Below are 21,887 nucleotides of genomic sequence, written 5' to 3' on the forward strand. Positions count from 1 at the left end.
GAGTGAGGGAGTCGAGGGCGCGTTCCGGTGGTCACTCCCTCCGGCGCAGGAGGATTCATGACCGGGGGAACGGCGAGCCCGCGGCGTGAGGCGTGGGAGCTGCTCGGCGGCGAGTACGACGTTCGCGTGCTCGAGCCCTCGCCGCCCGCCGTCACCGAGCCGCCCTGGTACGCCGACGACCCCCTCGCCGGGCCGTACGGCGTGCGGCTGGTGACGCCCGTGGCCGGGCTGGGCCGGAGCTGGGACGACCTCGTGGGCGAGCGGCCGGACCTGGCCGCCTTCTGCGCCGACCGCTGGCTCGGCGCCCGGCGCCGGCTCGCGCCGCTGCCGCGTGCGTTCGTGCCGACCCGGCGTTCGCTGCACACGCTCGCCGAGCACGTCGTCGCGCCCGCCCGGCACGCCGCCAACGGCCAGATCGGGCTGAGGTTCACCCGCGGCGGCTTCGGCACCCCGTACTTCGGCGACGGCCACCAGGTCCGCGTGGAGAGCGGCCGGCTGGTCGTCGACGGCGTGGTCCACACGCCCGCGACGCTGGGGGAGGCCGCCTCGCTCGCCGGCATACCGCTCGGCATGCCACCGGAGGTGTACCTCCCGACCACGCCGGCCGCCCCGGACACGCACCTGCCGGTCAACCCGGCCGCCGCCGAGGCGCTGGGAGACTGGTTCGGCTTCGCCTGGTCGGTCCTCGAACAGCTCCGCTTCGACGGCCGCACGCTGCACTCCCGGGCTCCCCTCCGTGTGCAGCTGTGGCCCGAGCACTTCGACGCCGCCGTGGAGCTCGGTGACGAGTTCGCCGGACGGCGCGCCGCCTTCGGCGCCTCCCCGGGCGACGACGCCCACCCCGAGCCGTACCTCTACGTCGCCCCGTGGCACCGGCGAGCGGGCGGCTTCTGGAACGACAAGGCGTTCGGCGGCGCGTCGCTGACCTACGGCGCGCTGCTCTCCGCCGACGATCAGCGGGAGACCGCGCTCGCCTTTTTCCGGCAAGGACTGGCAGAGCTCAACTCCTGACCGCCGCGCTTTCCCAAGCTCAGTTAAGAATCGGATCGGTTCCCGTTTAACAACGGACGGGCAGGGACCTCCGTGCGGGGGCACACGGGGGAACGGCCTCGACGAGCAGGCCGGACGTTCCCGTCTACGGCGAACGCGGGGCATAACGGCGCACCACGTCGGACGCCTGCTGGTGCCTTCCACGTCACCGTGTGAAAGGAGCGACAGAATGCGCAAGGGAGTCATGGCAGCCTGCGTGCTGGCCACCAGCCTCGGCTTGCTGACAACGGGGTGCGGCGACAAGCACAAGGCCGTGCCGTCGTCCGGCGGTCTCGCCCAGCCCACCTCGCCCGGACCGGAGGCGTCACCGACGATGTCGCCGGGGGCGCCCGAGTCCTCACCGCCGGCGACCGAGTCGCCCGGGGCGACGACGTCACCGGCGCCCGGCGCCGTAACGATCAACGCCAAGGACACCAGCGTCGGCAAGATCCTGGTGGACGACAAGGGCATGACGCTTTACCTGTTCGAGAAGGACAAGGACGGCAAGTCGTCCTGCACCGGCGAGTGCGCCACGCAGTGGCCGCCGGTCACCGCCACCGAGAAGGCAACGGCGGGCCAGGGCGTCGACGCGTCCAAGCTCGGCACGACGGACCGGGCCGACGGCACCAAGCAGGTCACCTACAACAACCATCCGCTCTACCGCTTCTACAAGGACACCAAGCCCGGTGACATGAACGGTCAGGGTCTCCAGGCCTTCGGTGCCAAGTGGTACGTCGTGGACGCGACCAAGGGCGACAAGATCGAGAAGAAGTAGCCGCGACGCGGGCCGGCGCGTCTCGCCGGTGGCGGCCACGCCCTTCGTGGGCGGTGCCGCCACGGCGACCGCGCCCGTGCCCACCGCCCACGTTCACGTCGAGGAACGGACTTTCATGCGCAAGGCAGTCAGGGCCGTCTGGGCGCTGGCCGTCGGTCTCGGCCTGCTCGCCTCGGGCTGCGGCGGGGGACATCGGGCCGTACCCGTCTCCGGCGGGTACGGCGGGCGGCCGTCGGCCGTTCCGGAGTCACCGGCCGTTCCGGAATCGCCGACGGCTCCGGAGTCGTCGCCGCCGCCCGCGGAGTCACCCGGGTCACCGGAGCCCCGGCACATGCCGTCCGGCGAGGCCCCGCAGCCCAGTGCCGGCCCGCTGGAGATCAGGTCGAGGGAGACGAGGTACGGCCGGATCCTCGAGGACGGCCGGGGCAAGACGATCTACGTGGCCGCCAGGGACAACGCCGACTTCGAGTCGACGTGCACCGGCACCTGCACGAAGGACTGGCCGCCGCTGTTCACCAACGGCCAGGTCAACGCCGGCCCCGGGGTGAACTCCGCCTGGCTCGGCACGATCGGCCGGACCGACGGCCCGACCCAGGTGGAGTACAACGGCTGGCCGCTCTACTACTCGGCGCGCGACAGCGGACCCGGCGAGATCAACGGTCAGGGCCTCAGCGCGTACGGCACGACCTGGTACGTCGTCGACGCCGACCGCGGCCGGCCCGTGAAGTGACCGGTTAGAAGCTCGGCAGGTGCGGCAGCGAGTCGGGCAGCAGCCACACGCCGCCCGCCACCAGCGCGATGACGGCGACGATCCCGAAGCCGAACACCCACATCAGGCCCGGCATGCCGGTGAGCCGGGCCAGCTGGTCGGCGTCGGAGTCGGGCGCGCGGCCCCGTGCGCGCTTGCTCTGCAGCTCCACCACCGGGCGCGCGCCCGCGAGCAGCAGGAACCACGTGAACGCGTACGCGAACGCCGCCTGCACCGTCGGTGACCCGAACCAGGACACCGCGAAGATCACCGCGCCGGTCGTGACGACGGACAGCACCCCGTACACGTTGCGGATCAGCACGAGGATCGCGGCCAGCAGCACGATGCCGGCCCAGAGCATGGCCGTGATGTGCCCGGTCGCGAGCAGCCCGGCCGCGCCGAGGCCGAGCAGCGGCGGCGTGACGTACCCGGCGAACGCCGTGACGATCATGCCCGCGCCGTACGGCTTGCCGCTGGAGACGGTCACGCCCGACGTGTCGGAGTGGAGCCGGATGCTGTGCAGCTGCCGGCCGGTGACCAGCGCGGCGAGCGCGTGCCCGCCCTCGTGCGCGATGGTCACGACGTTGCGCAGCAGGTGCCACACCGAACGGACCGACACCGCCCCGAGCGCGGCCACGCCCGTCAGCGTGACCAGCCACCACGGCGGATGTGGTTGCGTGCCGAGGACGTCGTGCCAGACGTCGCCGAGTGTGGACAGATCCATGCATCACCTCTGCCGGGTACGACGCGCCGGGGCGCCGCGAAGTTTCTCGCACGGGCGAACCCATATCTTGGCTCAAGTCGGCCAGTAAGGTGTTCCCACTATGAGCGACCCGTTGATGAGCGTTTATCCGCCACTCGAGCCGGCCTCCCTGGTGACGCGGCGGTCTCGGCTCTTCCCGTTCGACAGGGACGGGCTCACCCTCACTCACCTGGGGCGCGGTGCCATCTGGCTGGCGCTGAAGGCACTCGGCCTCGGCGCCGGCACCCGCATCGCGATGCCCGCCTACCACTGCGGTTCGGAGGTCGAGGCGGCCCGGCTCGCCGGCTGCGAGGTCCTCTTCTACCGGGTGTTCCCGACGCTGCAGGCCGACGAAGAGGACCTGATGCGCGTGGCCCGGCAGTGCCACGCCACCTATCTCATCTCCTACTACGGCTTCCCGATGCCGTCCCTCCCGCCCGGCACCCGCGTCATCGAGGACGCCGCGCACGCGCTGTTCTCCTACGACGGCGGCGGGGCGATCGGCTCGCGCGGCGACGCGGCCATCTTCTGCCCGCGCAAGTCGCTGGGCGTGCCCGACGGCGGCGCGGTGCTGATCCGGGGCGGCTCCATCGAGGCGACCGGCCGGCCGCCGTGGAAGGGCATGGCGCGCTCGATCGCCTCCCAGGGCATGGGCTGGGCCGCCCAGTCGCGGGCCGGCGTGCTGCGCGCCCCCGCCACCAAGGTCTTCCGCAAGGTCAGCAAGACCGAACAGGCGGTCCAGCAGGGCACGCTCACCGAGGTCGTCATCGGCGAGTGGGATCTCGAGGTCGCCGACATGGAGAGCGCGGCGTCCAAGCCCTCCCGCATGACCGAGTGGGCCGTGCACGGCGCCGACGGCGAGCGCATCCGCGAAATCCGCCGCCGCAACTTCCAGATCCTGCTGAACTCCGTGCCCGAGGTCTGCCCCGACCGGTTCCGCGGCCTGCCCGACGGCGTCGCGCCGCTGTACTTCCCCGTACGGGTGCCTGAGCGTGACCGCACCATCGCCGAGCTGCAAAAGCGCGGCGTACGCTCGATCGAGATCTGGCCGGTGCCGCATCCGCTGCTCGACCGTGCGCGCTTCGCCGAGCTGGAGCCGCTGCGGCACCAGATGCTCGCGCTCCCGGTCCACCAGGGCCTGAGCGAGTGGCACGTCGAACAGGTCGCCCACGCGGCGCGCGAGGCCATCACCGCCGCGCACCGCTGAGGACGATGCCCGGGGTCAGCTTCCGCTGGCCCCGACCGGCAGGCGCCCCGACGCCAGCACGGCGGTGGCCCCGCCGTCCTTCGGCAGGTGCGCGGCGAACCTCCACAGCCACGTGCCGTGGTAGTCGTGGCGGTACTTCTTCGGCCCGAACGCGAAGAAGGGCTTGTCGGGCCGGTACCAGGCGGTCGGGTTGACGGTGCTGTAGTCGAGCGACTGCGTCGCGGTGTACCAGACGAACGCGCCGCCGTCGGCGGTCGCGAGCGCGTACACCGGGTAGTCGGCCGCCTTCCAGGTCGTGCCGCCGCGCCACGCACCGTCCTGCGTGATCTTGTTGACGTAGCCGTGCCACTGCGCGCCGAGCTTGGAGGTCAGGGCGCCGGCCGCGAAGCCCGATCCGCGCAGGCCCGCCGCGACGTTGGACAGGTACTCCGAGTGCGCGGCGGCGAGCTTCGCGGTGGCCGGGGTCGTCACCGCCGTGGCCGAGCCGTCCGCGCCCCGCGCGATGGTGGGGAACGACGCCTTGTTCTTCCAGGCGGAGGTGGCGAGCTTGTACGTTCCGCCGGTCTTGGCGAAGACGAGGAACTCCTCACCGTCGCCGTTGCTGGGCTTCGCGTCGACCGCGAACCAGTCGGCGTCGCGCGGGAGGTAGAACCGGGCCGAGTGGTAGGTGAACGGTTTGATCTTCGAGTCCAGCCCGGCGCGGGTGACCTTGTAGTCGGCCAGGTCGCCCTTGAGCATGGCCCCGGTCTCGATCGTGGACAACGTCGCGGCCGACAGGTGGGCGTTGGCCTGGTTGTTGACCTTCTGGTACTTGGCGAAGATCGCCCGTGCCTGCGTCTCGGTCAGCGCGCTCGCGGCCGGTGTCGTCCCCGACGCGGAGGGGCTCGGTGACGTCCCGCCGCCACCGCCGCCGTGGCCGCATCCCGCGGCGAGCATCCCAAGGGCCATGAGTCCGGCGACCGTCCGTGAGCGCACTTGATCTTCTCCGAGCTTCGGGGGACGAGAGCGCCCCGGCGCCGGACGTACCGGGCCGGGGCGTCACTCCGAGGCGAGGCGTGGAGCACCTCAGCTGTTGTGGATCATCAGCCTAGAGGGCTGCTCCTCCCGGTCGCCGCCTGGGTTGTCGGAAAGGCCCCTTTTGCGGAGACGCGAGCGCGCGGCGACGGAGTCTCCCGCGCCGCGCGCTCGCCGTGCGGCCTCAGATCTTGCGGATCACCACGATGGGCGTCTGCTCGTCCTCGTTGCCGGCCGGGTTGTCCGACAGGACCTTCTCCACCCACTTGCGGTCGACGCCCGCCGAGGCGCCGACGACCCACGCGCCCGTCAGGTTGTTGGCGTCGACGACGCAGACGTGGCAGCCGAGGGCCGCGGCGAGCTCCTCCGACAGCTTGTCGGGACGGCCGGGGCCGAAGAGCAGGTGGTGGTCGTGCGGCGGCAGGGCGGCGGCCACGTCGTCGATCATCGCGGCGCCCGGCCCGGCGACGCGGTAGAACCAGCCGCGCTTGCCGACGAGCTTGCCGGCCGCGCCCGCGGCGGCGCCGAGCAGCACCTTCGCGCGCCCGGCCTCCATGATCGCGCCCTGCATGCCGGCCGGGCTGTGCAGCGGCCCGATCTTGCCGACGAACTTGCTGAGCTGCTTGGCCATGCCCTCCGGCGTGATCATCTCCAGCGGGATCATCCGGCCCTGACCGGCCGAGGCGGGGCTCTCGGACAGCGCGAGGATGTCGTCGGGACGCAGCTGGCCGGCGGTGGCCTCCTGGATCACCGGGAGGATGCCGGAGCGCAGCGTGATCATCCTGGTCTTGATGGGGATGCGGCGGGCGCCGACGGTCCGCTCGTCGACCGGCGCCACCGTCGGCGGCTTGGCCGGGGCCGTCTCGCCGAAGTGCTGGTGCAGCATCTCCCTGATCTGCATGTTGCCCGCGTAGATGGACGCGCCGCGCTGGAGGACGTCGCGGGCGCCCGCGGGGTCGCCCGCCTCGAGCCGCAGGTGGGCCAGCAGGGTGTAGTCCGACGCGTAGACCAGGTAGTCGGGCGCCAGGGCGATCAGGTCGGTCTGGTACTTCAGGGCGCGGGGCTTGTCGCCCCGGTCCACCGCCCACTTCGACAGGCGCTTGAGCGCGTGCCGGCGCAGCTGGGAGTCGTTCACGACCGACTCCAGGAGCGCCTCGGCCTCGTCGAGGCGGCCGCCGTCCTTGAGGATGTCGGCCAGCGTCAGGGCGTACCAGGGGATGGTCGGGTACTTCTCGCGCGCCGAGCGGACGATGTCCGCGGCGCGGTTGTAGTCGCCCCGCCACTTGTAGACCTCGGCGAGCGCGGCCGTGGCGAACCGGGTGTCGCCGCCCGCCGCGATGGCCGCGTTGGCGATCTGCTCGCTCTTCCGGTCGTCGCGCTCGTTGGTGAGGACGAGCCACGACAGCAGCGACAGCCCGTCACCTTCGAGATCGGCCCGCTTCGACTCCAGGAGCTGCTGGGCCTCTTCCGGCTTACGGAGCCAGATGTCGTAGGCGCGGCTGGTGGTGCTCATTTGTCAGAACCTCATGCGTCGTCGGCTGTCTGCGGGAAGTCGGCCCATCATCGCAGACGCGGGCCGCGCCCGTGATGAAGGCGATCAACTGTGGTCCGGCCCCGAACCGGACCGGCCGGCGGAAACTACGGCCACAACATGTGGGTTTCCCACGGGCCGCGGCGGCCGGAGCGTTCGTACCGCAGCCGGGTGTGCACGCGGTCCTTGTCGGCCTGCCAGAACTCGATCTGGACAGGAACGAGGGTGTAGAGCGTCCATTCCGGGCTGACCAGGGAGGGGTCCGCCTCGATCCGGGCCAGCGCCGTGCGGAAGGCCTGGTCGCGGTCGTCAAGGCTCTCCAGGTGGCCGCTCTGGCGGCCCAGCAGCGCCTCGGCGCGGGCGGAGGGCGCACGGGCCAGCAGGTCGGCGGCGCTCTGCTCGGGAGAGGCGGGCTCCACGGCGCCCCGCACGCGTACCTGGCGGCCTTGCAGAGGCCAGTAGAAGGTGAGCGCCGCCCGGGGCACGTCTGCCAGCTGACGGCCCTTGGGACTGTCGGCGTGCACCGCGAACCGCCAGCCGCCGGCGTCCACGTTCTTGAGGATGAGGACCCGGGCGTCCGGGCCGCCCCGTCACTGCCGCCCATCGTGCCCCCCTGCGCCGTCGGTGTCCCCGGCCGTCCATCCGCCTCGACCCTACTGAGGGGCCGCGACCGCGGCCTGGAGAACGTCCGCGTCTCCCCATGCGTCTCCCAAGGTCGGGCAAGGGCGTCGCGTCGGGGGTGGTCGGCTGCCCGGGCATGGCGTAATGGTCGATACCCTAGGTGCCCGTGGACCTCCTTGACTCCTGGCGCGATCTTCCTGCGGCCCAGCAGCCCGATTGGCCCGACCCCGCACAGGTGGGCGCCGTCGCCGACCAGCTCGCCAAGCTTCCGCCGCTCGTGTTCGCGGGCGAGTGCGACCAGCTCCGCGCACAGCTCGCCGCCGTGGCGCGCGGCGAGGCGTTCGTGCTGCAGGGCGGCGACTGCGCCGAGACGTTCTCCGGCGCCACCGCCGACGACGTGCGCAACAAGCTCAAGACCCTGCTCCAGATGTCGGTCGTCCTGACGTACGCCGCGAGCGTGCCGGTCGTCAAGATCGGCCGGATGGCGGGCCAGTTCGCCAAGCCGCGGTCGAAGCCGGTCGAGGTCCGCGAGGGCGTCGAGCTTCCCGCGTACCGCGGCGACATGGTCAACGGCTTCGGCTTCACCGCCGACGAGCGGACGCCGGACCCGGGCCGCCTGCTGCGGGCGTACCACGCCGCCGCGGTCACGCTGAACCTCTGCCGCGCCTTCACCCAGGGCGGGTACGCCGACCTGCGCCAGGTCCACGCGTGGAACCAGGACTTCGTGGCGGCCAGCCCGGCCGGGCGCCGCTACGAGCGGCTGGCGGGGGAGATCGACCGGGCACTGGCGTTCATGCACGCCGCCGGCGCCGACCCGGAGGAGTTCCACCGCGTCCAGCTCTACTCCAGCCACGAGGCGCTGATCCTCGACTACGAGCGGGCGCTGACCCGCATCGACTCGCGCTCCGGCCTGCCGTACGACGTGTCCGGGCACTTCCTGTGGATCGGCGAGCGCACCCGGCAGCTCGACGGCGCGCACGTGGAGTTCATGCGGCACATCCGCAACCCGATCGGGGTCAAGCTCGGCCCGACGACGTCCGCCGAGGACGCCCTGGCGCTCATCGACAAGCTCGACCCCGAACGCGAGCCGGGCCGCCTGACGTTCGTGATCCGCATGGGCGCCGGCCGCGTACGCGACGCGCTGCCGCCGCTGGTGGAGAAGGTCACCGCGAGCGGCGCGCAGGTCGCGTGGATCTGCGACCCGATGCACGGCAACACCTTCGAGGCCGAGAGCGGCTACAAGACCCGACGGCTCGACGACGTCATGGACGAGGTGGCGGGCTTCTTCGACGTCCACCGCGCGCTGGGCACCCACCCTGGCGGCGTCCACCTGGAGTTCACCGGCGACGACGTCACCGAGTGCGTGGGCGGCGGCCACGAGATCGTCGAGGACGACCTTCACCAGCGGTACGAGACCGCCTGCGACCCGCGGCTCAACCGCAGCCAGGCACTCGACCTGGCGTTCATGGTCGCGGAGATGTACCGCACGACGAAGTGAGGTCGGGGCCCCGCGCCCGGGGCCCCGTCACTCAGACGATGCGTACGGCCCCGGCGAACGGGCGGGTGGCCAGGTCGGCGACCCGCACGTGGTCGCCGGTGTGCGGCGCGTGGATGAACTTCCCGTCTCCGAGGTACATCCCCATGTGGTGGATGTCGGAGTAGAAGAACACCAGGTCACCGGGCTGCAGGTCGCTCCGTGAGACGTGGACGCCGGCATTCCACTGGTCGCCGCCGTAGTGCGGCAGGTTGACCCCGACCTGCTTGTACGCCCACATGGTCAGCCCGGAGCAGTCGAACCCCTTTCCGGGCGTCGCGCCGCCCCAGACGTACGGGACGCCGAGCTGCGTCAGCGCCGCGCGTACGGCGCCGATCGCCTTGGTGGACCCGCCCGGGATCTCCGGCACGCTCTCGCCGTGCTCGGCGCGCTCGACGGCGTCCTTCAGCAGCGGACGGCGCAGCTTGTCGAGCGTCCGGCCGATGGTCGCCTTCTTCTGCGCGAGCTGCGCCTTGAGCAGCGTGGACCGCGAAGCCTGGTCACGGGCGTTCTGCCAGGCGCGCTCGGCGTTCTGGATCGCCTGGGTGAGCTGGCGGACCTGCGTGTCGTCCTGCTGGGTGAAGAAGTGCAGGGTCGCGGCCTGGTCCAGCAGTGCCTGCGGGTCCTTGGCGGAGAACAGCGCGGGTGCCTCGTCCGGCGCGCTGTTCATGTAGCGCAGCGCGGCCAGGCGGCCGACACGTTGCTGGATGCCCTTGAGGGCCTTGGTCTCACGTCGCGAGGTCGCCTTGGCGATCGCGCTGGCGCGCTGGGCCTGCCGCAGCCGGACCCGCAGCCCGTCGTACTGCTCGGTGAGCTGTTCGAGCTGGGTGTTGAGCTGGTCGGCCTGCTGCCGGAGCGCGTCGATGGCGGGTGCCGGCTTCGCCTCGGCCGCGGGTGACGGCAGGAGCAGTCCGGCGGTGAGAAGGATGCCGGCGACCACGGTGTGCTGGGTGCGGTGCGGCCTATGATGCGCTTTCGCGGTTCGCGAAGGCTCCATTCGGGTGCTCCTCTTTCTCCTGGGCCGCCTACCGGGTTAGCTGACGGGTTCGGGCAAGGAGAAGCCCTACCGGTTACGGATTCACCCCGGGACCGAGCGCGGTGGGAGAGCCCCCTGAAAGCGCTCCGCGAGTTGGGTCCCCGGCTCACCGGACGCGCTGGCTTGCGCGTGCGGCGACTCGGCGGTCCGGCCGGGAACCGGCCGGTGACACCGTGGGACACTAACGGACCGTGACGGGCCGGCCAACCGGAACATGCGGAGATGGTCCACTGTCTTCCAGGATGGTCACTGTGGGTGATGCCGCTCTGGCCCTTTCCGCCTAGGCGAGAGCGAAGTCCGGCCGCGGACGGTGCTGTATACGCCGACATCTCGGGAAACGCGTCGGCGGTCCGTGGCGGTGGCGTACGCCGTCAGGGGCCGTTCCGGCCGGTGCGGTGAACGTCTCTTTCCGGCCCGGAACCGATCGGATCCGCGTCGCGACCGCCGTTCACGCGGTCGGAGAACCCGCTCAGACGGTCCCGTACGTCGGTCCGTGGGGTGATCTGTCGCGGACCCGCAGGACGGACCGTGCGTCTGGGTGCGCGCTCCTCGTGCGACGTCGATCCCGCCGTCGACGCGGATCACCGAGCCGGTCAGGCAGCCGGTCTCGGGGCGGGCGACGGCCGGATGATGGCGGCGTCGTTCACCAGGACGTCGATCCGCCCGAACACCTCGATGTCGGCGGCCACGATCCGGGCGGGCGCCTCGGCCGCGGCGACGCTGGACATTGACCTTGGGGGTCCCGGTCAAGCGGCGTGGTGAGGGGATGCCGGCGGCGGGTCCACCGCCCGGCCGGTCGTTCGGATCGACCGTCCGGCTCGCGCGGGACCGGATGAAAGCGGCACCGCCGGGCTGACCCGGAGAAACACCGAGGGCCCTCCCCACGGGCGAGGGAGGGCCGGCTCGGACTCAGACGTTGAGGGACTCGGCGGAGTCGGACTGGGAGACCGCGGAGTGGAGGGTGTTCCAGAACGCCAGCTCGACGTCCTCCTCCAGCTCGGTGATCTTGCCCCAGAACTCCTTGTCCTCGGCCAGTGCCGCGGCCTCCGCGGTCAGGGCCGGCATGACGGCCGTGCCGGCGTCGGCGGCGTCCAGGTCGGCCACGTTCATGTCGGCGGGCATCTCGACCGGCGTGCGGTGGTGCTTGCCGCGCTTGCGGACGCGGACGTTCGGGGCCGGCATCGGCATGCGGACCTTCGCCTTGCTCAGCGCCAGCGCCACCGTGCCGAACACCACGACGCCCAGCAGCCCGGTGAGGGCGGCCTGCTGGTCGGCCAGCGGCGGCGCGGAGTCGTGCTGGGCCGTCGTCTGGGTCTCGTGCATGGGGGTGGCGGGCTGCTGGCCGATCTCCTTGGCGGCCGGCGGCGGCGCGGAGTGCTTCGGGACGTACTTCTGCTCGGCCGGGGCCGCCTTGACCTTCACCTTCGACGGGTAGCCGAAGCCGACGACCTGGCTGACGTCGCGGGTGGCGCGGCCCAGCTGGTCGTTGTGGTTGGCCTCGATCGTGTGCAGCGTGTGGCCGTGCACCGACTCGACGATGCCCACGTGCTCGATGTCGCCGATGCTCTTCCCGCCGTTCCACGAGAAGAAGACGATGGCACCCGGCTCGGGGTGGTGGCCCCACGCGTCGTGCTTCTTGAACCACTTCGCGTGATCCGGAGTGGAGGCGAACTCACCCGCGAAGTCTTCGACTCCGGCCTTGTCCGCCGCCCAGGCGAGGAACATGTCGCACCAGGCCGCGTCCTTGAAGACGGGGTCCTTGCCGACGTGCTTGCCGTACCAGTCGCCGAACTTGGTGTACCCGCTCGCCTTCTCGTGATAGCCGAGCTGGCCCTTGGCGACCTGCAGCAGTTTGTGACCTATCGGATCCATGTCTCCCCTTAAGCCGCCTACCGGGTTAGCTGACGGGTTCGGGCCAGGAGGAGCCCTACCGTGCGAGACGGATTCACCCCAAGGGACTTCGTGGGTCCCCGGTTCCCGCTGCACTGGGGGTGCAGCCGGATTCGGCGGTCGGTCTGTCACCTCCCGGGTGGAGGTAAGTCACAGCCCGATTACGGCGCAATGTATCTGAAGTGTCGCGAGAACGGCAACGCGTTCGCAGCGGAAAGTATGGAGCGAAGTACTTACCCACTGTAACCAAGTTGTGGGGCCGCCTCCCGCGCAACGGGGAAATTGCGCCTCTCATCTGCGGAAATGGCGGAGTGGTCAAGGGTGCCGCCAATGACGCGCCAATGGCGGCCGGCGCGCAGCGTAGTGATCGAACTTACGTCGGGCCGACCCTCGCTCGACCGGGTCGACCGGCTATGTCGGGAGATGCGGCGGTTCGTCCGACGGGTCAAACCCGCCCCGGCGAAAGCCGACAGAATGCCACAAAAGGCAACGACGCGAATGCGCAACGTAACCGTCAGAAACCTTCGACCGAAGGCGAAAAAAGTCAAGGAGCGCCATGAGAGGAACGCCGGGAAGCGCCCCCGTCGACCCGCGCGACGCGAAAAGCGCGTAATGCCCATGGGCGCCTGCCGTAGCGGGAAAGGAGGCCGGCCAGGGTTCGGCCGGCCTCCCCGGCAACGCGACGATGCGCCGCCCGTCAGGACGGCGTCGGGCCTCAGTCCACGGTCAGCACGATCTTGCCGCGCGTGTGTCCCTCCTCGCTCAGGCGCTGCGCCTCCGCCGCCTCCGAGAGCGGGAACGTCTTCGCGACCGGGACCGTCAGGCGCCCGTCGTCGACGAGCTGCGCCAGCGCCGCCAGGTCCGTGGGGTCCGGGCGGACGAACACGTACCGCCCGCCGCGTTCGGTCACCGACGGGTCGACGATCGACGCCCACCGGCCCTTGCCGGTCAGCAGGTCCGGCGTCACGTCGAGGGCCTCACCGCCCACCAGGTCCAGCGCCGCCGAGACGCCGCCCGGCGCGAGCCGTCGCACCTCGTCCGCGAGCCCCGGCCCGTACGCCACCGGCTCGGCGCCGAGCGACCGCAGATGGTCGTGGTTGCGCGGGCCGGCCGTGCCGATGACCCGGGCGCCCCGCGCCAGCGCGATCTGCACGGCGAACGACCCGACGCCGCCGCTGGCGGCGTGGATGAGCACCGTGTCGTCCTCGTTCACCCCCAGCGCCTTCACCAGCGCCTGGTACGCGGTCAGGCCCGCGAGCGGCAGGCCGCCCGCCTCCGCCCACGACAGCCGTGCCGGCTTGCGGCCGAGCGTGCGCACCGGCGCGGCCACCAGCTCGGCGTACGTGCCGCGGCCCACGTGGTCCTCGCGCACGTACCCGATGACCTCGTCGCCCGGTGAGAACTCGCTGACGGCCGGCCCGGCGCGTTCGACCACGCCCGCCAGGTCCCAGCCGGGGACGACCGGGAAGTCGGTCTGGAAGAGCCCGTCGAGCCCGCCCTCGCGGATCTTCCAGTCCACCGGGTTCACCCCGGCCGCCTTGACGCGTACGAGGACGAAGTCGGGCCCGACCTTGGGCTCAGGCACGTCCGTGGCGAGTTTCAGCACGTCAGGACCGCCATATTGGTTCATCACGATGGCTTTCACACTGTGACCGTTACCCCCGGGACGCGAGGGTTCACACCGGCGGTTCAGCGAAAGCGCGCGTACACGGATAGGCCGAGCAGGATCATGATCAGCGGACCCAGCACGGTCAGCGCGGCGAACAGCGCGCTGCGGCCCGCCTGGTGCCCGTACGGGACCAGCGAGGGCGCGCGGCCCGCCACCGGCCAGGGCTCGCTGAGCTCGTCCGCCGCCGGCCGGTCGTCGAACGCCGGGTCGACCTGACCGCTCAGCGGCAACCCGGCCGCCCAGCCGAACAGGTCGGCCAGCGCCGCGGGCGGGCTGTCGAGGCCGGACGCGAAGTAGCGGACCTCGGCGGCGGTGCGCTCGAGCGTACGGATCGTGTTGCCGAGGCCGAGCCCCTCCAGCCAGCCGCGCGCGTCGCCGTCGAGGCTCGTGCCCACCGCGGTGCGGCGCAGCACGTCGGCCTTGGTGACCACCACCGCGATGCGCCGCTGCCGGCCCTGGTCGGCCCGCGAGCGCAGCTCGGCCAGCAGGCGCTGCAGGGTATCGGAGGGGTCCTCGTCGGAGGTCGCGGTCGTCTGCTCCACGAGGCGGCGTTCGTCCGTGGTGAGCGCGGACCGCAGCTCCGGCAGGGCGAACGGGTCGATGACGAACAGCAGCGCCTCGCCGTGGTCGAGGTAGCGCAGCCGCTCGACCCGCGTGGCGCCCGTGTGCAGCTCGCCGGCCGGGTCGAACAGGTACAGGATCCGGTGCGCGGCCGGCAGCGTCAGGTCGAGCATGGTGGCCACGGGCAGCTCGGGGCCGGTCTTGGCGAGCCGCCCGCCGCGGTCGAGTTCGGCCACCGCCCCGGCGTACGCCCGCGCGTCGCGCGCCTCGACGAAGTCCGCGCGGCCCCGCGCGCCGGCGGCGCTCGCGCGCAGCGCCCGTACGGCGAGGAACATCAGCGTCGTCTTGCCCGCCGCCGGACCGCCGACGAACGGCAGCGGCTCCACCCGCGCCCGCCCGATCCGGCCGGGCAGCCGCCGGTGACAGTGCGGGCAGTACGCGCCGAGGCGGAACCGCCCGAGCAGGATCGTCGTGGGCAGCCGCGCGCCGCAGCGGCACACGTGACGGAACGCGCCCAGGCGGTTCGGCACGAGCCGGGAGTGGTGTTCGTCGCACCGGGGGCAGGAGTACTCCGGCAGCGCGAACCGCTGGTAGCAGCCCGCGTGCGGGCACGCCAGCAGGATCCGGCGGTAGGCCATCCAGACGCGCTCGACCGCGCCGAGCACCACCACGCACACCGACCACACGGCCAGCCCGGCCGCCGCCATCGCCGCCGCGGCCAGGACGAACGCCAGCACCGCGACGGCGAGCGGCAGCACGGACAGCGTCATGCCGGCGCACAGCCCGAACCACAGGGGGAACAGCGCGAGCCCCTGCGGCGGCTTCAGCAGCGTCTCGGTCAGCGTGGCGGCGGCCCACCGGGCCTGCGTCACGCACCAGGGCACCGTACGGCGTTCGAGGGCCACCATGTCGTGCCACACCTGGACCAGCAGGTAGTGCGGGTAGGCGGGGTCCGGCGGCCCGGGCGCGGGACGCCGGACCGGGGACGGCCCGTCCACGGCGGTGGCGGTGAGCGTACGCCAGGCGACGGTGAAGAACCGGCCGAGGCCCAGGCCGAACCCGGCGAGCAGGGCGAGCACGAGGGCGACCGGCAGCACGAACACGCACTCGGCCGCGACCAGACCGACCCACACGATGACGACCAGCGCGTACACGACCGGCACGGCGTCACGCTCCCCGTCGCCGCAGCGCCCGCCACGCCGACGCCAGCGCCGGGTCGCGGTCGGTGAGCGCCGACTCGACGTGCCGCCGGGCGAACCGCCCGAGCCCGTCGCCCCACGCCGTGAGCTGGGGGACCGGCGTCCGCGCCCGGTGCAGGCGCACCTCGATCTCGGCGAGGTCCACCCGATCGTCCCGGCCGGGACCGGCGTCGAGCCAGTGGCCGGTGAGCTCCCGGCGTACGGCGTCGGTGGTCGCGGCCAGCACCTCGGCGCGCGACCGCGCCGGCCGTTCGGTGAGCGCCGCGGCGACGCTCGCGCACACCCGCCCGGTCAGCGGGTCGCCGGCGTCCATCCGGCCGAGGACGCGGGCCATCTCCGGCTCGGCGCCGGCTCGCAACGCCTCGCGGTGCGCGAGCACGATCCGCGCCGGACCGGCCAGCTCGGGCAGCCGGTCGCGGATCAGCTCGGCGAGACGTAGGGTCTCCGCCGCGTCGAGCGGCGCGGACTCGAAGACCCGCCGCGTCAGGCTCCGGAGCGCGGCGAACCGCGCCATCGCCGGGCCGAGCCGTTCGACGAGGCGTTCGCAGTCGTCCGGCGTCGGCGGAGCGTCCCAGAGCGCGTCGAGCAGCTCCTCGATCTCCGGCAGCCCGTACGGCTCCAGCTCGATCAGGCGGGCCGTGGCCTCGTGCCGGTCGGCGCGCGCGGACAGGACCAGCCCGCCGGTACGGGGCGCGCGGGTCCAGTCGCGATCGCCGAGCGCCGCGCGGGCGTCCGGCGTGAGCATCGCCCGGCGGACGCCGGACTCGGCGCGTTCGAGACCGGCCAGGATGCCGCCGACCAGGGCGGCACGCCGGGCGCGGGGCGTCGCGCGCACGGCGGCGGCGATGTCGCCCGCGCCGCGCCGCGCGCACGCCGCGGCGGCCGCGGTCACGTCGTCGTCCGCGATCCGGCCGCCGACCTCGTCGGCGAGCCGGACGACGTCCGCCAGCGCGTCCAACCCGGACGCCTGCGCGAGCGCGGCGCGGAAGCGCGCGGGCAGGCCGTCGCGGAGCCGGAGCACGGGCAGGCGCTCGCGCAGTGACGGGTCGGCCAGGGCCAGCTCCACGCAACGCTCGGCGATCTCCGGTGCCACGTGCGCGAGCGCGGCGGCCAGCTCGAACCCGAGACCGGGCAGGGCCGGCGCCAGCGCCGGCCACAGCCAGGAGGGCGCCCCGCCGCACCGGACGAGCGCGGCGGCGGCCGACTCCTCCGCGGCGGACACAGACGTCTCCCCGCGGCACAGGGCGAGCAGCGCCGCCGCCCCGTCGGCCGAGGCGAGCGCGTGATGGCCCCCGGCCGGGACGCGGTGAAGCGGCTCCGCCACGCGCACCGACGCGGTGGCGGTCCGCCCGCCGGCCGACGACGCCGCGGCGTGGAACCGTCCGGTCCGGCCCTCGTCCGCGTCCGAGCCGAGCGTGGTGTCCTCGGCCGGACCGGACGTCAGCAGCTCGCCGACGGCGTCGATGCCGTCCAGGTCGCCCGTACGCCAGCAGTCCGCGATCACGCGGGAGAAACGGCCCGGGCGTTCGCCGTCGCCGGGGACCGGCTCGCTCAGCCGAAAGCCCCCGCGCGGCCACGCCTCCGGCACGGTGCCCACGACCAGCTGCGACGCCGACTCCGGGTCGGCGGTGTAGGTGATGAACGACAGGTGGGCGGCCAGCGGCGCCGGCAGGGAATAGGACACCAGCGCGATCCAGCGCGCGACGAGCGCCGCGTCGTCGGCGACCAGCACGACCCGCCCGTGCCCGTCCGCGAGGGCGACCGTCACCGCGTCGAGCAGGGCGGCCAGCCGGTCGTGGGCGCCCTCACGCCCGAGCCAGGCGACGAGCGAGTCGGGGTCGAACGCCGTACCGGGGACCAGGTCCGGCGCCGCACCGGGCGGGCCGTCCCACACCGGCGACTCCCACAGCTCGATCGGCCGCAGTCCCTCCAGCTCCTGCGGCGCCGCGACCACGGCGTGCCCGGAGAAGTTCCCGTACCGGCCCGAGTAGTCGCGGCCGGTGTAGCGGCAGCGCACCAGCACCGCGTGGTCGCCCTCCCGCCCGTACGCGAAGGCGACCGGGAAGGCGGCGAGCTCGTCCGGCGCGGGCGCGGACGGCGCGGACGGCGGCGGCCGGTAGCTCATGTACGGCGTGACGGCGCCGACGACGTGCGGCGGAGTGCCCGGAGTCGTGGCGACGAACTGGAAACCGGATCTGCCGGTCGGGCCGGACTCCACCGAGGTGTACCGCAGGTCCCAGGCCATCAGCGGGCCCCGTCGAGCATCCCGAACTGGTGCAGCAGCCACAGCAGCGGATCCTCGACGCGGTACGGCCGGATCCCGCCCGTGCCCACCGCGCCCTCGCGGGGCACGCCGCCGAGCGCCGAGACGCCGAACAGGCCGTACTCGGCGTACTCGTGGCTCAGGTAACGGTCCAGCTCACCGGCCTGCCAGTCGTACAGCAGCGCGCGTACCTGCTCGTGCACCGCCTCGCGGTCGTTCAGGTCGAGCGCGGCCGTCGCGGTGCGGTTCCGCTGGAGCGCTCCGTCGAGCGGCAACGCGTCGATCTTGGTGAGGGCGACCGCGGCCGGTACGGGGAGCCGCCGGCCGTGGGGAAGGTCCCGGCCGACGTGCAGCAGCTCGGTGACCCGGGCGATGACGTTGATCGGCTCGCCGTCGGGATCGCCGCCGCCCGACTTCAGCTCCAGCGGGTCGACCAGGAAGATGATCGCGTCCGCCGCCGCGAGATAGCGCAGGTGCAGATCGGTCACGTCCCGGCTGCGCAGGTCCTCGCCGGCCGTGTCGAACAGGACCAGCGTCAGCGACATGTCCTGCTGCCGCAGGCGCCGCCGGCGGGTGCGGGTGAGCAGGTAGACGAGCGGGTCGCGCGGCGTGGTCACCGCGCTCGCCGTGGCGGGCAGCAGCCGCCGGTCGCCGAAGAGCGGGCGGTGGAAGTCGCGCTTGTAGCGCTCGATGGTGCGGTCGTCGCAGGCCACGAGCGCGGTGCCCAGCTCGGCCCCGATGCGGTGCGACAGCTCGTGCAACAGCACGGCGATGTAGGTGCTCTTGCCGGAGTTCTTCGCCCCGACGAGCGCGACGATCTTCCCCGGCGTCTCGCAGTACGCACCGGGCAGCGGGTTGTGGCACTCGGGACAGACCCGGCGGGCGGTGTCCTGGCCGCACTCCGGGCAGGTCGCCCGGCGCGGCGTCCCGCGCCCGAGCCGCCGCACCGCCGGCGGCGGGTCGAAGTACGGCGGCAGCGAGGCGGACGCGGCCGACCCGGTGTACGCGGCGAGCCTCTCATCCAGCCGCGGCGCGCAGCCGGGACCTCGCCCGGAACTGCCGGCGCAGCGGAACCCGATCCGCTCACGCGCCAGCCGGGCGAAGCAGTAGGGACACGTGATCGACGACATCAACGCACCCCCACCCGGGGCCGGCGAGCGGGCGAGAACGGAGGAGCGGAGCGGACATGAGACGGCATCAACGCACCTTCAGGTCGCGGACCGGAGGATCGCGGAGCTCGACCGCGGGGTCTTCGGCGAAGCAGCGGAGCCAGTACGGGCGTCGCAGCCGCGGCAGCCCGGCCGCCAGGCGCGTCGGAATCTCGACGTCGTCCCAGCTCATCACCGTCTCTCCGTCCGCCGGCCGCTGGGGCATCGGACCGGAGCGGGCGACGAGCACCAGCCGCCGCACCCGGGTCGGCGCCGCCCCGGTGAGCGTCACGACCAGCGGGCCGCGCAGGTGGGAGCGGCGCAGTTCGTACCCGACGATCGTGCGGCCGGGCACCACGGTGCGGACCGGCATGCCGGTGACGCGGCGGCCGTACGCGGTCGCGGCCGCGGCGACCTCGATGGTCACCGCCTCACCGCCCGGCGAGGGGAGGCGGACGCCGCCGTGGGCGTCGTACCCGGCGCGGCCGATCGGCAGGCGGCTCTCCTCGCCGTCGCCGCAGCGCCAGCGGACCTCGGCCTCGGTGACGTCCGTCGGCCAGTCGAAGCCCAACGTGATCATCTCGCCGCGGCGTTCGGCGATGAGCTCGCGCGGCGGCGTGAGGTTCACGTGCTCGCGGTGGGCGCCGATCGTCGCGACGTCGCCGCTCACCGACACGGCGAGCAGGACGCCGGGGCCGGCGTGCAGCGCCACGCCGCCCGGGACGGGCGCGGTGCGCAGGACGCGCCCGGCGCGGTGCACCTCCTCGACGGCGAGCGTGGTGCCGGCCGGCCACGGCGGCGGACCGGGCATCGCCACCATCTCCACCTGCCCGTGCGGCGGCTCGTCGTAGGTGACCACGAGGTGCCCGGCGGGGTCCTGCTCGACGCTGAGGTCGCGGACCGGATCGGGCCGGGCGGCCGGTGTCGCCGCGACGTGCACGCCGGAGGTGATGGTCTCGTGGCCGTCGGCGCTGAGATAGGCGGCGGCGACCCGGTAGTGGTACGTGGTGCCGTTCGTCACCGTCTCGTCGCGGAAACCGCCGCGCTCGGTCGGGACGGGCGTGCCGTCGCGGGTGACCAGCACCCGCACCGCCTCGGGCGGCGCGGTGAACCGCCCGGCGACCACGCCGTCGGCGGCCCGGACGAACACGTCGGCCGGCTCCGGGCGCACGTGCAGCGGGCCGGCCACGGCGGGCGCCGACGCCGCCGTGCCGCGCACCGCGAACACGGCATAGAAGAGAGGTGCGTTGAGCGGCGGCGCCGGGTCACGGGCGAAGCCGCCGCCGGAGGGCAGTGTCTCGCCGTCGCCGGGGTGCCGGGGAACGCGGCCGAGACAGCGGGCGACGACGTAGCCGATCTCACCGACCCGCGACGGGGTCGGCGCCCACGACAGCGCGACCTCGTCGCCCTCGACCACCGCCTCCATCCGGCCGGGAGCGCGCGGCGGCAGCCCGGCCTGCAGGTCGGCGGCGCCCGGCAGGTCGCCGACGAGCCGCAGCGCGTCGGCGAGCCGCAGCCACGCCTCGTCCGGATCGGTCAGGACCAGGGCGGCGGCCTCCTGGCGCAGCGCGGTCGCGGAGGAGATGCGCCGTCGTGCCTCGGCGGCCAGCAGCTCCGCGTCGCCGGTCAGCTCGGCCGGCCCTGCCACCGACGCCAGCTCGGCCGCGGCGTGGATCTCACCGGCGTCGATGAGGTCGCGCAGCCGCGCGGCCAGCCCGCCGGCCACGCCGCTCTCCCGGATCACCGAGAACACCAGCCGCCGCGCGTCGTCCTCGTCCACGCCCAGGTCGTCGATGGCGAACCGGAGCAGCGCGCCCTCGGAGGCCCGCTGCTGGTGCCGCTCGCGCAGCCGGGCCACCACGTCGTACAGGACCAGCTCGGCGACGTCGTCGTAGTCGACGGCCGCGCTCGCCGCGTGTTCGGTGGTCGCGCTCGCCTCCTCACTCGCTCCGCGGGCGGCTCGTTCCTCACCGCCCACTCCGCTCGCTCGTCGGCTCGCCGCGTGTTCGGTGGTCGCGCTCGCCTCCTCACTCGCTCCGCGGGCGGCTCGTTCCTCACCGCCCACTCCGCTCGCTCGTCGGCTCGCCGCTCCGGCACGCTTGAGCGCGACGAGCACGGTGTCGGCGTTGGTGCGGTTGCCGTCGTGCGGGCGGCGGCTCCACTGCTCGGCCACCCGCCGGATGGCCGGCCGCAGGTCCGGCACCGATCCGAGGACCCGGCCGGCCCGCGGCTCCCCGGTGACGAACTCGCGCAGGTGGCGCGCGCCGAGGGCGTCGAGCGCGTCACGGGCGCGCGGATAGCCGGCGTACGGGGGCGCGGCGGGCAGGACGTCGGGCTCGCGGATCTCGATGCCGGCCTCGCGGGCCAGCTCGGCCGCCTCGCCGCCGATCTCGCGCAGGTCGCCGGGGGCGAGCGTCCTCATCTCCCCGGCGGCGTCGAGCAGCCGGGTGCGCAACTCGGCGCGGCGCCGGCCGGCCCGGTCGGCGGTCGTGGTCAGTTCGGCGCGCAGCGGCGCCAGGTCGCCGAGCGCGGCCCGCTCGAACAGCGGCGCGAGCTTGAGATGGTCGCCCTCGAGACGATCGATCAGTCGGCGGAAGCGCAGCTGCCCGCGCGACTTGCGCCAGCACATCCGGACGCGTTTGACGCTCTCGGCCACCTCACGGCAGTTGAGCGGCTCGACCAGGGCGTACCGCACCCGCAGGTCGTCGGGCGGCTGGTTGCCGGCCGCCCTGGCGGGCTCCAGCACCTCTCGGACATAGCGCTGCTCGTCAAAGACCATGTGATCCGGTGCGGTCGCTACGACTGTTGGAGAACCCCCGCCCGTCGCGAGCGGCGTCCGCGAGGTGCGCCGCAAGGCGGGGAAGGGAGCCGGCCCGGTGCCGGTCGGGGACCGACGGCAGTGTCTCGGTCGTGCCGGGTG

General features: G+C 73.3%; 17 protein-coding genes, 1 pseudogene and 2 riboswitches. Of the genes and pseudogenes, 5 read left to right on the top strand and 13 right to left on the bottom strand.

Annotated features, from left to right (window positions below; genetic code table 11):
- The first annotated feature begins 57 nt into the window (after nucleotides 1-57).
- The 3 genes from QSK37_RS41960 to QSK37_RS41970 all read left to right on the top strand — a co-directional run bounded on the left by QSK37_RS41960 (nucleotide 58) and on the right by QSK37_RS41970 (nucleotide 2,534).
- Nucleotides 58-1,011 (top strand): hypothetical protein, encoded by a 954-nt coding sequence (locus QSK37_RS41960; protein WP_285632709.1) that lies wholly within the window; start codon nucleotides 58-60, stop codon nucleotides 1,009-1,011.
- 208 nt (nucleotides 1,012-1,219) lie between these two features.
- The gene (locus QSK37_RS41965) at nucleotides 1,220-1,804 is read left to right on the top strand and encodes a COG4315 family predicted lipoprotein (protein WP_285576702.1); all 585 of its coding nucleotides are present in this window, start codon (nucleotides 1,220-1,222) and stop codon (nucleotides 1,802-1,804) included.
- A gap of 115 nt (nucleotides 1,805-1,919) precedes the next feature.
- Nucleotides 1,920-2,534: a COG4315 family predicted lipoprotein gene (locus QSK37_RS41970; RefSeq protein ID WP_285632712.1), complete on the top strand. Its 615-nt coding sequence runs from the start codon at nucleotides 1,920-1,922 to the stop codon at nucleotides 2,532-2,534.
- A 4-nt stretch (nucleotides 2,535-2,538) separates the two neighbouring features.
- Here the strand turns inward: QSK37_RS41970 and QSK37_RS41975 are convergent, their stop codons facing one another.
- Nucleotides 2,539-3,276 carry a M50 family metallopeptidase gene (locus QSK37_RS41975; RefSeq protein WP_285632714.1) on the bottom strand — a complete coding sequence of 246 codons (738 nt, stop codon included), beginning with the start codon at nucleotides 3,274-3,276 and terminating at the stop codon, nucleotides 2,539-2,541.
- 100 nt (nucleotides 3,277-3,376) lie between these two features.
- Between QSK37_RS41975 and QSK37_RS41980 the strand changes: the two genes are divergently transcribed.
- Entirely contained in the window at nucleotides 3,377-4,501 is a 1,125-nt protein-coding gene (locus QSK37_RS41980; RefSeq protein ID WP_285576706.1) for a DegT/DnrJ/EryC1/StrS family aminotransferase, read from the top strand.
- A 15-nt stretch (nucleotides 4,502-4,516) separates the two neighbouring features.
- Here QSK37_RS41980 and QSK37_RS41985 read toward each other — a convergent pair whose 3' ends face one another.
- From QSK37_RS41985 to QSK37_RS42000, 4 genes and pseudogenes are all read right to left on the bottom strand, one after another.
- On the bottom strand, nucleotides 4,517-5,476 hold the full coding sequence (locus QSK37_RS41985) for a DUF8094 domain-containing protein (protein ID WP_285632717.1): 960 nt from the start codon (nucleotides 5,474-5,476) through the stop codon (nucleotides 4,517-4,519).
- 223 nt (nucleotides 5,477-5,699) lie between these two features.
- Nucleotides 5,700-7,028: a tetratricopeptide repeat protein gene (locus QSK37_RS41990; protein WP_285576709.1), complete on the bottom strand. Its 1,329-nt coding sequence runs from the start codon at nucleotides 7,026-7,028 to the stop codon at nucleotides 5,700-5,702.
- 125 nt (nucleotides 7,029-7,153) lie between these two features.
- Nucleotides 7,154-7,393 (bottom strand): pyridoxine 5'-phosphate oxidase C-terminal domain-containing protein, encoded by a 240-nt coding sequence (locus QSK37_RS41995; RefSeq protein WP_490246509.1) that lies wholly within the window; start codon nucleotides 7,391-7,393, stop codon nucleotides 7,154-7,156.
- Nucleotides 7,382-7,621: pseudogene (locus QSK37_RS42000) on the bottom strand (pyridoxamine 5'-phosphate oxidase family protein); the annotation flags it as partial. The pseudogene QSK37_RS42000 and the gene QSK37_RS41995, both read right to left, overlap by 12 nt.
- 212 nt (nucleotides 7,622-7,833) lie before the next feature.
- Here QSK37_RS42000 and QSK37_RS42005 point away from each other — a divergent pair.
- Nucleotides 7,834-9,165: a class II 3-deoxy-7-phosphoheptulonate synthase gene (locus QSK37_RS42005; protein ID WP_432705653.1), complete on the top strand. Its 1,332-nt coding sequence runs from the start codon at nucleotides 7,834-7,836 to the stop codon at nucleotides 9,163-9,165.
- 31 nt (nucleotides 9,166-9,196) lie between these two features.
- Here QSK37_RS42005 and QSK37_RS42010 read toward each other — a convergent pair whose 3' ends face one another.
- From QSK37_RS42010 to QSK37_RS42045, 8 genes are all read right to left on the bottom strand, one after another.
- Complete coding sequence (locus QSK37_RS42010) at nucleotides 9,197-10,198, bottom strand: C40 family peptidase (RefSeq protein WP_285632720.1); 1,002 nt, start codon at nucleotides 10,196-10,198, stop codon at nucleotides 9,197-9,199.
- A gap of 11 nt (nucleotides 10,199-10,209) precedes the next feature.
- A riboswitch (cyclic di-AMP (ydaO/yuaA leader) is annotated at nucleotides 10,210-10,371 on the bottom strand.
- A 459-nt stretch (nucleotides 10,372-10,830) separates the two neighbouring features.
- On the bottom strand, nucleotides 10,831-10,965 hold the full coding sequence (locus QSK37_RS42015) for a hypothetical protein (RefSeq protein ID WP_285632723.1): 135 nt from the start codon (nucleotides 10,963-10,965) through the stop codon (nucleotides 10,831-10,833).
- Nucleotides 10,966-11,146: 181 nt separating this feature from the next.
- A complete protein-coding gene (locus tag QSK37_RS42020) occupies nucleotides 11,147-12,109 on the bottom strand; it encodes a CHAP domain-containing protein (protein ID WP_285632726.1) in 963 nt (320 codons plus the stop codon).
- Nucleotides 12,108-12,256, bottom strand: a riboswitch (cyclic di-AMP (ydaO/yuaA leader). Its footprint overlaps the gene before it by 2 nt.
- Before the next feature lie 586 nt (nucleotides 12,257-12,842).
- Nucleotides 12,843-13,772, bottom strand: coding sequence for an NADP-dependent oxidoreductase (locus QSK37_RS42025; protein WP_285632728.1), 930 nt, complete (start codon nucleotides 13,770-13,772; stop codon nucleotides 12,843-12,845).
- 44 nt (nucleotides 13,773-13,816) lie between these two features.
- Nucleotides 13,817-15,520, bottom strand: a complete 1,704-nt coding sequence (locus QSK37_RS42030; RefSeq protein ID WP_285632731.1) for a TRAFAC clade GTPase domain-containing protein — start codon at nucleotides 15,518-15,520, stop codon at nucleotides 13,817-13,819.
- A 4-nt stretch (nucleotides 15,521-15,524) separates the two neighbouring features.
- Nucleotides 15,525-17,801, bottom strand: a complete 2,277-nt coding sequence (locus QSK37_RS42035) for a GAP1-N2 domain-containing protein (RefSeq protein ID WP_285632734.1) — start codon at nucleotides 17,799-17,801, stop codon at nucleotides 15,525-15,527.
- Entirely contained in the window at nucleotides 17,801-18,949 is a 1,149-nt protein-coding gene (locus QSK37_RS42040) for a TRAFAC clade GTPase domain-containing protein (protein ID WP_285632737.1), read from the bottom strand. Before QSK37_RS42040 ends, QSK37_RS42035 begins: the two co-directional genes overlap by 1 nt.
- A gap of 67 nt (nucleotides 18,950-19,016) precedes the next feature.
- Nucleotides 19,017-21,746 (bottom strand): hypothetical protein, encoded by a 2,730-nt coding sequence (locus QSK37_RS42045; RefSeq protein ID WP_285632739.1) that lies wholly within the window; start codon nucleotides 21,744-21,746, stop codon nucleotides 19,017-19,019.
- Nucleotides 21,747-21,887: the final 141 nt, after the last annotated feature.

Source organism: Actinoallomurus iriomotensis, from assembly GCF_030269445.1.
Taxonomy (GTDB): domain Bacteria; phylum Actinomycetota; class Actinomycetes; order Streptosporangiales; family Streptosporangiaceae; genus Actinoallomurus; species Actinoallomurus iriomotensis.